A 13,479-nucleotide genomic window follows, 5' to 3' on the forward strand; every position below is an offset into this window, starting at 1 on the left:
AATGTATAAAGTTTTTGTCAAAGAGATTCCAATCATTTTATCTACTGAGAAAAATATTGGAAAACAGTATAAGTCCATTCCAATTAAGCTCGCACGTTTTAAAAAAATCGTTAGAAAAATCAATGATGGCGAATTGTTGTATGTGAATCTGTACCATAAGAATCCGGAAAAACTTGAGAAGTTTTTATTTAAAAAATTGAAAGTTGTAGAAGCAGGAGGAGGTATGGTTTTTAATTCGAAGAAAGAGATTTTATTTATTAGAAGAAATTCTAAATGGGATCTTCCAAAAGGGAAAAAAGAAAAAGGGGAGAGTCATGAAGAGGCAGCCATTAGAGAAACAATGGAGGAAACGGGGGTTCAGGATTTGCAGATTAAGAGATTTTTAAAAAAGACCTACCACGTATTTAAACGAAATAATAAATTTAAACTTAAGGTTACGTATTGGTACGAGATGTACACAGATTATGATGGTGAACTAATTCCTGAAACCAATGAGGGAATTAAAAAAGTGCGCTGGAAGAACTTTGAAAAAACTCAAAAGGCACTTTTAGACTCTTACGAAAACATTAAATTACTTTTTCCGAAGGAATATTTAACCACCCACCCTAATGATAGGGTATCTTAAATGGGCAGTTTCGTAGTTGGGAGACTTTTTATGAATCCAATCTAGTTGTGCATACCAATTGGCATTAAATTTTTCATCTTCACTTTTCTTGGCTTCAAGTTCTGCTTTAATTTTTGGGTTTTCAGCTAAAAACGCTGCGGCTTTATCTTCCCAAACGTAGGGAGAAAACCCTTCTTTTTGTTGTAGTATGGCATCGAAAAAATTCCAATTAAAAAATGAGTCGACAGCTGCTGGCTCTAAAGTTTCTAGGAGGTAGCGAACACCTTCTTGTTCTGTGTCAAAAATATAATCTCCTTTTTTAATAGCAACACTTTCAGTCTTTTTAGAAACAATAGTGTTGTAGTGCGGGTAGTGCCCCTCGTACGGACTGGTTCGTGTGTTATAGTCCTTTATGGTATACACTTCTGCGGTGATTAGGGTGTCTTTTTGTACACGTTCGTACTGTATTTTGTTTTGCTTTAAAAGATCGATAACATTCCAATAACCTTTTGGTACAATATATTGTTTAGGAATTGTTATACTAGCAGATGGTGCAAAATTATTGTAGTAGGTCGTAGCTCTTGTGTAAGGTTGATTTCGGTTAAATTTAAGACGTGATTTTCCAGTTATAGTACTAGGAATCATTTTAGCTTCATAACCCTTAAAGTTCAATGTTGTTGTTTTAGAAGTATCAACCTTCCATTGTAGCGGGTATGTGTTGCCTGGTTTGTATAAATCGGCATCAATTTTCCGAAGATTTCTTACCAGTAAAGCATCTTTATCTACGATTTCAACAAATTGTTGCATTAATTTATAAGTGCCTTCTACTCGTTGCTTATAAGGTTTTAGCATATGCGTTTCTACCATCATGCCCACCGTGCCAAATAGGGTAGTGTATCCGGTAGAATATCTAGGTGAGTCCATAAACTGAGTAAATCCTTTTTCTGGAGATTGGTTAAAAACATTCACATAAGGTGTAATATCCCAGTTGTTTTGTTGTAGGCTATCTTCAAGTTTAGGCATTAGGGAGGTGTGGAGGTAATCTCCTAATTTTCCTCCTAATTTATTGTGCTGGGTAAATAGGTGAGTTAATGTGTATTGGTAATCTGCCCCGTTGCTAACGTGGTTGTCTATAAAATAATCGGGTTTTACGATTCTAAAGAGGTTGGCAAATGCCTTTGCATTTTTGGTATCCGATTTAATAAAGTCTCTGTTCAGGTCGTAATTTCGAGCATTTCCTCTAAATCCATACGCCACTGGACCATTCTGATTGGTTCTTGTGGTTGAATTTCGGTTTAGAGCTCCGCCAATGTTGTATACGGGTATAACAGCAATTATAGTGTTTTTGGGTGTCGCTATTTTTCCTTGTGCTAAATCTCTAATCAGCATCATGGAGGCATCAATACCATCACTTTCACCTGGGTGAATACCATTATTTACAAGCAGAATACTTTTTTCGTTGTCACGAGAGAATTCAGATTCGAAACTTCTGTCGGGGTTAAAGGTTACTAAGTGGAGGGGGTGGCCACTGTCTGTGTCTTGCATGGTGTAAAGTGCAACAGCATTGTAAACTTCAGACAAATTCTCATAAAATTTAATTACTTCGGCATACTCTGGGGTTTCTGTGCCTCCAGATGTTTCAAACAAGGTGGTAAAATCAATTTCATCAGGTTTATTTTTTGTTGTGCAGCTGCAAAATAGTAAGATGCTGATTATAAGATAAAGTCTTGTGAGTGCTGCCATAATTCTCTTTTTTTTGCTAAATTTATAAAAATTTCCATTGTTAATTGAAATGGTTTTTTATATTTGTAATTCAATATTAAACTTAAATACATAATTATTATGAAAAAAATTACTTTAATGTTAGCTCTTGCAATTGGAGCAACAACTTTTGCACAAACAGATTTAGCTTACACAGACGGTTCTATCGATAGTGGTGTGTTATGCGATAACGCTGCACCTGGTGCTATTGACGGAAGTTACTCTTTCGTATTAGGAGATTTCGGTGTTGACGCTTCTATGGATTTCTTAATTTCTGAAGTTCGTTTTTATGCTTCTGCATTAAACAATGCTCCTGCAGCTGGTTTAGATGCTGTTGTAAATGTTTACACAACTGATGCACCTTACCCAACTGGAACATTAACTTTAGTTGAGTCTGCTATTCAAAATATGGCTCCTGGAACTGAAGGAACTATTTACATGGTAGCAATGAACGCTCAAGTACCTGGAGATTCTGAGGTTGTTGTTGAAGTTCAATTCCCAGATGATGGTGTAACTATCGCTGCTATTGGAACTAACGAAACAGGAACTGGTATTTCATGGGTAAACGGATGTGGTATCGCTGGTCCAGTTGATTTAGCTGACTTCCTTCCAAATGACTGGGAAATTCAAGCAACTGGAGATTCAGTATTAGGTGTTAACGATAATATTGCTGATGCAGTATCTATCTTCCCTAACCCTGCAACAGACGTTATCAACGTACGTGTACCATCTAACGTAACTATCGAAGGTGTATCTGTATACGATATTTTAGGTAAAGATACTGGTGCTCGTTTAGAGAACGGAACTATCAATACTTCAAACTTCGCTAGAGGTGTTTACATGTTAAATGTAAGAACTTCTGCTGGTTCAATTACTGAGAAAATCATCAAGCAGTAAGCTCGATGTAATATCAAATACATTATAAGAAAGTCCTGCAATTTGCAGGACTTTTTTTTTGCCTATATTTAATGAGTAAATCATTAACTAAAACAATATGAAAAACTATGTACTTGTACTCATGTGCGCTCTGGGAATGATTTCTCTTAATGCGCAAAACACTGGGGAGCTTGGTGTTCTCTTAGATCGCTTAGACAGCTATTCAGATTCACCACTGTCTATAGATATGGTGATTTCTTCTAAGTTTAACGCAGAAGAACAAACCATTTTATTTAATCACCTTACTACACAGGCCGAGAATGCAGCAACAACTGTTTCTTTTGGAGCCAACAGAAATCCAAGTGTATATTCTGTACTTAATGTGAGAGGGGATGATGTATTTGGAACTATGGCTGGTGATCCACCGTTCTCTATTGATCCCATAGTAGACCCTTTTCCAATAACCTGTTTTGCAGACGATTTTGACGCTGCAGGAGTATTGTATGCAATGGAATTTCTAAACGATGTAAATGATGATCCATTAAGTAGGAATATTGTGACTATAGACCCTACAGACGGTACAGTAGCTGTTATTGGTGATGCACTTGGAATTCTCAATGGCGAGACGCCAACAGGTATGGCATTCGACTTTACATCGAATACCATGTATGTTTCTTCTGCTACACGTCTATTTACATTAGACACGGGTACAGGGGCGCTTACAGAAGTAGGTTCGTTTGGAGTTGCTGGAAGTATGATTTGGTTGGTAATAGACAACGACGGTAACGCTTGGGGTGCAAATATTACTGATGACTTATTTTATTCTATCGATCTATTATCTGGAGGCGCAATAGATGTTGGTCCGTTAGGAATTGATATTGGCTTTGCACAAGAGGCAACCATAGATCCTGAAACAAATATTCTCTATATGGCTGCTTATACTGGTGGAGGTACAGGTGGTGTGCATACTGTAGATATGACCACAGGAGCTGCGACTCTAGTTGGTGATACTGGACCGTTAGATGCCGAATTTGGAATGTTCTCAGTTGCTGGTGTTCCTGCAACTGCTGGAGTAGGTGAAAACCAGATTAGTCAAGTAGCTATATTTCCAAATCCTGCTTCGGAAATAGTAAACATAAAAACTCCTGGATCTATCGAAGTACAAAATGCTGTGCTTTATGATGTTTTAGGCAAGGATACAGGAGCTCGATTGGTAAATGGTAGCATGAGTGTTTCACATTTACCTAGAGGGGTTTATTTGCTTAACCTTAAAACATCTGCAGGTACGATTACAGAAAAGATAGTGAAGCAATAATTTAGAACACAATTAAATAAAAAAAGCCTTACAGTTTCTGTAAGGCTTTTTTAGTTCAATATAATTAAGGTTTCTTATCCATTCATAGAGATAAGAAACTCTTCATTATTTTTAGTTTGTCTAAATCTGTCATTTATAAACTCCATTGCTTCTACAGGGTTCATATCTGCCAAGTACTTTCGCATCACCCACATACGTTGAATGGTCTTTTCGTCAAGTAACAAGTCGTCTCGACGTGTACTAGAAGAAGTAAGGTCGATCGCTGGGAAAATACGACGGTTCGATATTTTACGATCCAATTGTAATTCCATGTTACCTGTTCCTTTAAATTCTTCAAAAATTACTTCGTCCATCTTACTTCCAGTTTCAGTAAGCGCTGTAGCAATGATACTTAAAGATCCACCATTTTCAATATTACGAGCAGCACCAAAGAATCGTTTTGGTTTGTTTAGTGCATTAGCGTCTACACCTCCAGAAAGAATTTTTCCGCTGGCAGGTTGAACGGTGTTGTACGCACGAGCTAAACGTGTAATAGAGTCTAATAGAATAACTACATCATGACCGCACTCTACGAGTCGTTTGGCTTTCTCTATAACCAAATTAGCAATACGCACATGCTCAGAAGGCTCTTTGTCGAACGTAGAGGCTATAACTTCACCTTGCACATTACGTTGCATGTCTGTTACTTCTTCTGGACGCTCATCAATTAAAAGAATCATTTGGTATACTTCTGGATGATTTGCTGCAATTGCATTCGCAATATCTTTAAGCAACATTGTTTTACCAGTTTTAGGTTGCGAAACAATCATACCTCGTTGTCCTTTACCTATTGGCGCAAATAAATCGATAATACGTGTAGAAATGGTGTTTTGCTTATCTGCAAGATTAAATTTCTCTTGCGGGAAAAGTGGTGTAAGGTGTTCGAAAGAAACACGGTCACGCACCACGTTCGGATTAAGCCCATTAATTTTGTTTACCTTAATAAGAGGAAAATATTTTTCACCTTCTTTTGGAGGTCGTACTTCTCCTAATACAGTATCTCCTGTTTTTAGACCAAACAGTCTAATTTGAGATTGTGAAACATAAATATCGTCTGGAGATGATAAGTAATTATAATCGCTTGAACGCAAGAAACCGTAGCCGTCTTGCATGATATCTAAAACTCCTTCGCTTTCTATAATCCCATCAAATTCGTAGTCGGGCTCCTTGTATCTATTGCGAGTGTCTTTATTACCGTTGTTTTTGTGCTGATTGCCGTTATTACGGTTGTTGCGATTGTCGTTTCGGTTATTCTTGTTGTTGTCTTTTTGATTGCGCTGCCTTTTGTCATTAGAGTCACGAGAGTCGCGCTTGTCATTTTTGTCATTAGACTGCTTAGTGTCGTTATTTTGCTTCTGGTTAGAAGATTTATGGGTATCGTCCTTCTTAGATTCTGAGCGATGTGTGTTCTTTCGCGAATCTGCGTTCTTAGTTTCTTCGGAAACTTTAGTGTCTTTAGACTGGTCCCTATTGTTGTTTCTAGGCGCACGAGGTTTTGGCGCACGCGCTTGTTTCTCTTCTTTAGGTTTAGAAGGAGCTGAAGTTGATGTTTTTTCTTCCTGTACCACTGCCTTTACCACATTAGGGTTAGCGGCTTGGTAATCTAATATTTGATATACTAAATCTAATTTTTTTAAGCTTCTGTACTTAGGTACGCTTAGTGTTTTTGCAAGTTCTTGAAGTTCAGGTAACTTCTTTGCCTTTAATTCTGAAATTTCTAACATGTAGTATGTGAATAATGTTTAGTTGATTTTGAAAAATCGTTTCTTTTTTGAAGATGTTATTCTTGAAAATAATTTGAAGACTAAGTAACCTTTTTTGAGATGGTTACGAATAGATGTTACAATAATACGACAATAATTTAAATTGAAGGCTTAAAAATTTCAAAAAGAAACCCTATTTTTGCTACCGCTTTATAGCCTAGTTATGTTACAACGTATTCAAACCGTTTATATTTTTGTTTCTGCCTTAGTAATGGCAGGGCTTTATGTTTGGTTTCCGAACATAACAGATGAAGCAGGTACTGTAGTTATTGCAAGAGATGAATATTTGGTTTTCGGACTTGTATTTGTGTCTATTGCTTTGGCTGTGATTTCAATTTTGAGTTTTAAAAAGCGGCAGTTACAGTTTGTACTCAACCGTTTAAACATCATATCTAACTTTGTATTACTGGGAGTTTTCGTATACAGGTCACTAAAGATATCCGGAGAAACGTTGGTTTCTGAGAAGGGTATTGGGGTGTTACTTCCTATCATCTCTATCGTTTTATTAGTGTTGGCCAATAAGGCCATCAAAAAGGATGAAGATCTCGTAAAATCTGTTGACCGTTTACGCTAAACTATTGCTTAGTATTATTAGTGCAGAACCCTTGAAGAATGCCATCTTCAAGGGTTTTTTTGTTATAACCAATCTAAAACTATCGAGCGAGCTCAATAACTTCTAAATTCTTTATTTCTCTCCCGTCAATTTCAAAACGAAGCATTGTACGTACTTTATGAAATCCGTGTTTACCAATAGCCCCAGGATTCATATGTAGGAGGTTTAACTTCTTGTCTGGCATTACCTTTAAAATATGAGAATGTCCCGTAATAAAGAGGCGAGGAGTGTTAATTTTTAAGGCTTCGCGTATGCGTTTATTATAATGTCCTGGGTAGCCACCAATATGGGTAATCCACACAGATACTTTTTCACACATAAATTTATTGTCTAAAGGGAATTCTGTTCTTGCTTCGGCAGTATCTATATTACCGTAAACAGCTCTAAGTGGTCGTAGACTCTTTAATGTATCTGTAACTTTTAAATCGCCAATGTCACCTGCATGCCATACCTCATCGGCTTGCTTCACATATTTTAATACCATATCGTCAATAAAACTATGGGTGTCGCTAAGGAGTAAAATTTTGGTCAAGTAATTCTTTTCAACAAAGATAATTTTATTTTGCTGCTCTTCAACTAACATTAAGAAATCTCCAAGCTTCGGTCTTTAATCATTTTGTATTTTTGCTGAAATTTTAATTCTCAAGATTGCGTTACTTTTTTGAAATAGCCTACAACGGAACAAACTATCATGGTTGGCAAATTCAGCCAGAAGCTATAAGTGTGCAAGGTGTTTTGGAACAAACGCTATCCACATTTTTTAGAACCGACATAAAAATTATTGGGGCAGGAAGAACAGACACAGGTGTACACGCCAAACAAATATTTGCGCATACAGACATAGATGCCATTTCGAATATTGAGGAGACAAAGTTTAAACTAAACTCATTTTTGCCAAAGGATATTTCCGTAGAGAGCATTCGGCAGGTGAATGATACGGCTCATGCTAGATTTGATGCTACCGAAAGAGAATACCAGTACTTTATTGCGTTGCGTAAAGATCCATTTCAGCAAGAATTGGCCTACCAAATTTATCAAACACCTAATGTTGACTTAATGAACGAGGCGGCTAAAATCCTATTAGGCTATAGTGATTTTCAATGCTTTTCACGTTCTAACACCGACGTAAAGACTTACCTTTGTGATATTACCAAGGCGGTGTGGGAAATAGATCAGAAAGGGTTGCGTTTCACTATAACTGCCAATCGTTTTTTGCGAAATATGGTACGAGCGATTGTAGGAACACTCTTAGACGTAGGTTTCGGTAAGACAAGCTTGGCAGAATTGCATGAGATTATTGCTAGTAAAGACAGAAAAAATGCAGGAGCTTCGGCACCAGCACACGGTCTTTACCTAACAAAAGTGACGTATCCTAATACAATTTTTATAAAAAATTAAAAGCCCCAACTAGACACAACTATGGCCAAAGATTCAGGTAAGGCATTCGATTTTAAATTATTTAGAAGGCTGTTGGCATTTACCAACACATACCGTCTTACCTTCTACTTTGTAGCGTTCGCAGCTATTGCTATGTCTGGATTGGCAGTGCTAACCCCACATCTATTGCAACAGGCTATAGACAATGCCCTTTTTAATAAAGACTTGCCGTTGTTACAATACTATCTAATGGCAATGTTGGCAGTACTGTTATTGGAAGTATTGTTTCAGTTTTCGTTTATTTTTTACGCTAATTGGCTTGGGCAAAATGTAATTAAAGATATTAGAGTAAAGCTCTTTAAGCTTATGACCAGCTTTAAGATGCAGTACTACGATAAAAGTGCTGTGGGACGCCTAACAACACGCGCGGTAAACGATATTGAAACCATCTCATCTATTTTTAGTCAAGGACTTTTTATGATTATAAGTGACTTGCTAAAAATGGCTGCCATTGCTGGATTTATGCTGTATAAAAGCTGGCGTCTGTCATTGATTATTTTTGCAGTACTCCCTCTTATTTTGTATGCTACACGCGTGTTTCAGCGAGCCATGAAGGTGGCATTTGAAGAGGTTAGAAATCAAGTGGCAAACCTAAATTCTTTTGTTCAGGAGCGAATAACAGGAATGAAGATTGTTCAGATTTTTACAAGAGAAGCTACCGAGCACAAGCGATTTAATGAAATTAATCAGAAACACAAAAAGGCTTGGGTAAAAACAGTTTGGTACAACTCTATCTTTTTTCCTATTGCTGAAATGGCCTCGAGTATTGCTATAGGTCTTGTGGTTTGGTATGGTGGTTTAAATGCAGCCGAAGGTGGAGTGATTACATTGGGAATAGTAACTGCCTTCATTCAGTATTCTCAAATGTTATTTAGGCCGTTACGCCAAATTGCAGATAAGTTTAATACGTTGCAAATGGGTATGGTTGCTGCCAACCGTGTTTTCGGAATTTTAGATACAGAGTCGCATATCTCTAACAAAGGAACCGAACTATTAACCAACGCTAAGGGCTCTATTTCTTTCAAGAATGTGCGTTTTGGCTACAATGAAAACGAAGAGGTAATTAAAGATATTTCTTTTGAAGTCTATCCTGGAGAAACGGTTGCTATAGTTGGAGCTACTGGAGCCGGGAAATCTACAATTATTAATTTGTTAAATCGATTTTACGAAATTAACAGCGGGACAATTTCGATAGATAAAACCGATATAAAAGAGTATACCATAACTTCATTAAGAAGTCAGATTGCGGTGGTGCTACAAGATGTATTTTTATTTGCAGATACTATTTTAAACAATATCACGCTAAATGATGCGACCATTTCCGAAGAAGAAGTAATTGCTGCAGCAAAAGAAATAGGCGTACATAAATTTATAAAATCATTGCCTAATGGGTACCACTACAATGTAAAGGAACGCGGGAGTATGCTTTCTTCTGGTCAGCGCCAACTCATAGCCTTTTTAAGAGCATATGTGAGTAATCCAAGTATTTTGATTTTAGACGAAGCAACTTCTTCTATAGACACCTATTCTGAAGAAATGATACAGGCAGCCACAGACAAAATTACGGAAGGGCGCACTTCTATTGTTATTGCGCACCGATTGGCTACCATAAAAAAGGCAGACAAGATTTTGGTGATGGATGCCGGTAAAATTGTAGAATCAGGCACACATAAAGAGTTGCTTGCACTGCCAAATGGGTACTACAAAAATCTCTACGAAGTCCAGTTTATGATAGAAGAGGCGATATAGCTTATGCCTTGTTGCGCTTTTTGCATTTCCATTAACTCCTGTAATGATATCTGCCCAGAAAGTAAAAGAACAACCCACATGCCTATTCCTGCTGCAATTATAAACGGAATTAAAATAACTATGAATAATAACGTTTTTAGAAATATTTGCCAAAAAGATAACGAGTACAAGGTTTTAAATAAATAGGCAAAATAAATAATATTAACGAAGGTGATTAGACCTGCGATAGTACCGAACACTGATTCAAACCAAATTGTTGCAAAATAAATTATCGTAGCAGATATTGAAATATGTGCTTGTCCGTAGGTGTTAATTATTAAGTGCTCGAAATAATTATATTTCTTGTTTTTAAGGAAAACTAATTTAGAAATTAATGCTAAAAAGGGAATAAATAGGAAAAATAATAAGGATTGGTATTTTAGAGTAATGTTATTGATTTTATGCGACAATTCATTTTGAATTTCAGCACCGTTCATTGAAGTAGAAATAGTTGACATAGCAGCCCCATAATCCTCGATAAAAAAGAATAAAAACAATCCAAACAGGGTTACAGCAACGGTCATATATCCAAATGGGTTGATATATCTTTTTCTAACCCCATTAACAAAACCATCAACTACTTTTTTTGGTCGTATAAATAAATCGATAAAAGTATGTAAGGGCCTGTTGTTTTCAAGGTTCAGAACATGTTCTCTTACTTCAAATAGTAAAGTAGAAAACGTAAGGCGCTGAGTAATGACTTTAGCTCCACAAGCACTACAGAATTTATCATTTTCTTTTAGGAGCTGTTTACAGTTTTTACATTCCATGGTTAGTTCAAATCTTGTGTAAGTTGTTGTTGTAAATCTTCTGTATGTTCAAAAAGCACAAAGTCTCCTTCTTTTAGATACGATATTTGCCCATTTTCTTCGCTTACCACCAAACAAAGTGCGTCGGTTTTTTCGGTGATTCCCACAGCGGCTCTATGTCTGAGTCCAAATCGTTGGGGTATGCGACGATCATTGCTCACTGGAAGTATAACTCTAGTTGCTGTTATTGTATTTTCTTCAATCACCATGGCTCCATCATGCAACGGACTGTTTTTATAAAAAACACTTTCAATAATGGGCTGGTTTACCTCAATCTTCATCTCGTCACCAGAGTTAGTAATAAAATCTAAACTGTTATTTCGTTTAATAACTATAAGCGCTCCTGTTTGGGATTTACTCATATTTACACATGCTTTTAAAATAGCTTCTACTTCAGTTTTATTCTCTTTTTCTGAAGAAAATAAATTGAATTTTCTCAACATTTTTTTACGGGCTGCAAAGTTGGTAGAGCCTAGCATGAGTAAAAACTTTCGTATTTCCTGCTGAAAAACTACGATTAAAGCAAACATTCCAACACCTAGAAATCCGCCAAGAATTTTACTTAGCAACTCCATCTGAAGTAATTCGGTTAGCCTCCAAATAGCATAGATAATTACAATACCTACAAAAATATTGATGGCTACAGTACCGCGAACCAACTTATACAGATAGTACATCAAAAATGCAACTAGCACGATGTCTATTCCGTCAATGATACGTATGTCAAAAAAGTCCAAAAGGGCGGTGCGTTTAGGTGGTTAAAGGTATAAAATTAGTCTGTATTGTTCATTGCATGTAACAAGGTTACACATTCAACGGCTTCTTTTACGTCGTGTACTCGTAATATACTTGCGCCTTTAAGAAGCGCTACAGTATTTAGTACTGTGGTTCCGTTTAGGGCTTCTTCTGGGGATGTGTTCAGCGTTTTGTAAATTGTTGATTTTCTTGAAATCCCTACTAAATATGGTGTTTCTAACGATTTAAACAGCTCTAAATGCTGTAGCAATTCAAAATTATGCTCGGGGGTTTTTGAAAACCCAAAACCAGGATCTGCAATGATATCATTTATGCCAGCGGCTCTAGCTTTTGCTATTTTTTCCGAAAAATAATACAATACTTCTTTGGTAATATTTTGGTATTGTGCATGAGTATTCATGGATTGAGGAGTCCCTTTTAGATGCATTAATATATACGGAACACCAAGTTTAGCAACAGTTGTAAACATACCGTCGTCTAGCGAACCACCACTTATGTCGTTTACTAATCCGGCGCCAGCAGCTATAGCGTTTAGTGCCACCTTGCTTCTAAAAGTGTCTATAGAAAGGTAGGCTTCAGGAAATTCTTTACTAAGGGCCTCAATAGTTGGGACAACACGGCTTAATTCTTCTTCTTCGGAAATATGAGTACTTCCTGGTCTGGAGCTGTAACCACCAATGTCTAAAAAAGTAGCGCCATGACGCATCATTTTTTCAGCTTGAGCAATCACATCTCTCAATATGGTAGTACGACCTCCATCGTAAAACGAATCGGGCGTTACGTTAATTATTCCCATGATTTTAGGAATCGACAGGTCTACTAAATTACCCTTACAATTAAGTGTGTACAATTTTCTATTTTAAGATATTTAAGCGAAATTTACGCAAATTCTAACGAACCATATGGTAGATACTTCAGAACAATATAATGAGGTGATAGAAACCTGTCGCACCTTGTTCATAAACAAGATGAAAGATTATGGTAGTGCGTGGCGTATTTTAAGGTTGCCATCGCTTACCGATCAGATTTTTATAAAAGCGCAGCGCATTCGTGGGCTCCAACAGAACGTAGAACAGAAAGTAGAGGAGGGTCAAGAAAGCGAATTTATTGGTATTATAAATTATAGTATTATGGCGCTGGTACAAATTGAAAAGGGCGTTGTAGAACAACCTGATCTTTCACTAGAAGAAGCTACCCAATGTTATGACGAACAAGTGGCGGTTACTAAACAATTGATGTTAGATAAAAACCACGATTATGGCGAAGCTTGGCGTGATATGCGCGTGAGTAGTCTAACAGATCTAATACTTCAGAAACTACTTCGAGTAAAACAAATAGAAGATAACCAAGGACAAACGTTAGTTAGCGAAGGTATAGATGCAAATTACCAGGACATGATTAATTATGCGGTGTTCGCCCTTATTTTGATCGCACAAAATAGTGCAAGTGCCAAAATTTCAAAATCATAAATTCTAAAATCAATGTCTCAAATAAATGATTTTGAAAATCGCACGTTTCAATTTGCTAAAGATTGTAGATGGGTCGTAAACGACTTAAATTCTTTTATTTTTAACACTGAAGATGGAAAACAGCTAATAAAGTTGTCAGGCTCGATAAGGGTAAATTAGATTGAAGCCAATAAAAAAAACTTGAGGCAAAAGACTGTTGGTTTAGATAAAAAATAACGAGGAAAGAAGTAAAAGAATCGCGATATTGGC

13 protein-coding genes are annotated in these 13,479 nt (G+C 36.7%); 7 read left to right on the forward strand and 6 right to left on the reverse strand.

What is annotated here, in order from left to right; genetic code table 11:
• The first annotated feature begins 1 nt into the window (after position 1).
• Complete coding sequence (locus G5B37_RS13315) at positions 2 to 625, forward strand: NUDIX hydrolase (RefSeq protein WP_164680517.1); 624 nt, start codon at positions 2 to 4, stop codon at positions 623 to 625.
• On the opposite strand, the gene G5B37_RS13320 is transcribed toward G5B37_RS13315, so the two are convergent.
• Positions 593 to 2,347: a M14 family metallopeptidase gene (locus G5B37_RS13320; RefSeq protein ID WP_164680518.1), complete on the reverse strand. Its 1,755-nt coding sequence runs from the start codon at positions 2,345 to 2,347 to the stop codon at positions 593 to 595. The two genes, G5B37_RS13315 and G5B37_RS13320, sit on opposite strands and share 33 nt — an antisense overlap.
• Before the next feature lie 99 nt (positions 2,348 to 2,446).
• Between G5B37_RS13320 and G5B37_RS13325 the strand changes: the two genes are divergently transcribed.
• A complete protein-coding gene (locus G5B37_RS13325; RefSeq protein ID WP_164680519.1) occupies positions 2,447 to 3,262 on the forward strand; it encodes a T9SS type A sorting domain-containing protein in 816 nt (271 codons plus the stop codon).
• 97 nt (positions 3,263 to 3,359) lie between these two features.
• Complete coding sequence (locus tag G5B37_RS13330; RefSeq protein WP_164680520.1) at positions 3,360 to 4,556, forward strand: T9SS type A sorting domain-containing protein; 1,197 nt, start codon at positions 3,360 to 3,362, stop codon at positions 4,554 to 4,556.
• 74 nt (positions 4,557 to 4,630) lie between these two features.
• On the opposite strand, the gene rho is transcribed toward G5B37_RS13330, so the two are convergent.
• A complete protein-coding gene (gene rho, locus G5B37_RS13335; RefSeq protein ID WP_164680521.1) occupies positions 4,631 to 6,319 on the reverse strand; it encodes a transcription termination factor Rho in 1,689 nt (562 codons plus the stop codon).
• Between the two features lie 202 nt (positions 6,320 to 6,521).
• Between rho and G5B37_RS13340 the strand changes: the two genes are divergently transcribed.
• Positions 6,522 to 6,932, forward strand: a complete 411-nt coding sequence (locus G5B37_RS13340) for a DUF4293 domain-containing protein (protein ID WP_164680522.1) — start codon at positions 6,522 to 6,524, stop codon at positions 6,930 to 6,932.
• A 79-nt stretch (positions 6,933 to 7,011) separates the two neighbouring features.
• On the opposite strand, the gene G5B37_RS13345 is transcribed toward G5B37_RS13340, so the two are convergent.
• Positions 7,012 to 7,503 (reverse strand): metallophosphoesterase family protein, encoded by a 492-nt coding sequence (locus tag G5B37_RS13345; protein ID WP_164680523.1) that lies wholly within the window; start codon positions 7,501 to 7,503, stop codon positions 7,012 to 7,014.
• A gap of 116 nt (positions 7,504 to 7,619) precedes the next feature.
• On the opposite strand from G5B37_RS13345, the gene truA reads away from it, so the two are divergent.
• Positions 7,620 to 8,369, forward strand: coding sequence for a tRNA pseudouridine(38-40) synthase TruA (truA, locus tag G5B37_RS13350; protein ID WP_164680524.1), 750 nt, complete (start codon positions 7,620 to 7,622; stop codon positions 8,367 to 8,369).
• 21 nt (positions 8,370 to 8,390) lie between these two features.
• Positions 8,391 to 10,157: an ABC transporter ATP-binding protein gene (locus G5B37_RS13355; RefSeq protein WP_164680525.1), complete on the forward strand. Its 1,767-nt coding sequence runs from the start codon at positions 8,391 to 8,393 to the stop codon at positions 10,155 to 10,157.
• On the opposite strand, the gene G5B37_RS13360 is transcribed toward G5B37_RS13355, so the two are convergent.
• Genes G5B37_RS13360 through folP form a run of 3 tightly spaced genes read right to left on the reverse strand, consistent with a single transcriptional unit; the run spans position 10,121 to position 12,557 of the window.
• Positions 10,121 to 10,966: a DUF3667 domain-containing protein gene (locus G5B37_RS13360; protein ID WP_164680526.1), complete on the reverse strand. Its 846-nt coding sequence runs from the start codon at positions 10,964 to 10,966 to the stop codon at positions 10,121 to 10,123. The two genes, G5B37_RS13355 and G5B37_RS13360, sit on opposite strands and share 37 nt — an antisense overlap.
• Positions 10,967 to 10,968: 2 nt before the next feature.
• Positions 10,969 to 11,742 (reverse strand): diadenylate cyclase CdaA, encoded by a 774-nt coding sequence (gene cdaA, locus G5B37_RS13365; protein WP_164680527.1) that lies wholly within the window; start codon positions 11,740 to 11,742, stop codon positions 10,969 to 10,971.
• A 35-nt stretch (positions 11,743 to 11,777) separates the two neighbouring features.
• Positions 11,778 to 12,557: a dihydropteroate synthase gene (folP, locus tag G5B37_RS13370; RefSeq protein WP_164680528.1), complete on the reverse strand. Its 780-nt coding sequence runs from the start codon at positions 12,555 to 12,557 to the stop codon at positions 11,778 to 11,780.
• Between the two features lie 106 nt (positions 12,558 to 12,663).
• Here folP and G5B37_RS13375 point away from each other — a divergent pair, with 106 nt between their 5' ends.
• Positions 12,664 to 13,230: a DUF1599 domain-containing protein gene (locus tag G5B37_RS13375; RefSeq protein ID WP_164680529.1), complete on the forward strand. Its 567-nt coding sequence runs from the start codon at positions 12,664 to 12,666 to the stop codon at positions 13,228 to 13,230.
• Positions 13,231 to 13,479: the final 249 nt, after the last annotated feature.

The sequence above is a fragment of the Rasiella rasia genome (genome assembly GCF_011044175.1).
Lineage (GTDB): Bacteria > Bacteroidota > Bacteroidia > Flavobacteriales > Flavobacteriaceae > Marinirhabdus > Marinirhabdus rasia.